We start from the raw sequence: 378 nt of genomic DNA, 5'->3' as shown, positions 1-378 counted from the left end.
GCCTCATAGAGCATAGTGTTAATATGCTGAGGCTGCGTCAGCTCCTGCGCTTTGCCGCCGCGGGGAACGATGCTTAGCTTCTGGCATTCGGAGATTTTTTCGATCACCAGCGAGCCGTCTTCGCCCTGAATTTCGCTTGGCAGTACGGAGTCACTGACCTTCGAGTGCTGCAACGTCACGCTAAAATCACCGTAGTCCAGCACCACAACGCCGTGTGCATCCACGCCGCTTTCCAGCAGGCTGGCGGTGGCGGTTACGCCGTGCGGTTCACCCCACAGGGCGACCGCAGAGGCCAGGCAGTAAAAACCGATATCCATAATCGAGCCATTCGAGAAGGCCGGGTTAAAGGTGTTCGGGTTTTCGCCGTCCAGGTAGCGC

The 378-nt window shown here is 57.9% G+C and carries 1 pseudogene; it reads right to left on the bottom strand.

The window, feature by feature from the left end:
• Positions 1-378 (bottom strand): annotated as a pseudogene (locus RTW80_RS27670) (gfo/Idh/MocA family oxidoreductase); the annotation flags it as partial.

Origin of the sequence: Escherichia sp. AM3 (assembly GCF_032029835.1) — a bacterium.
Lineage (GTDB): Bacteria > Pseudomonadota > Gammaproteobacteria > Enterobacterales > Enterobacteriaceae > Escherichia > Escherichia coli.
Note: the sequence above shows the minus strand (reverse complement) of the source record. Positions and strands in the feature narration are given on the sequence as shown.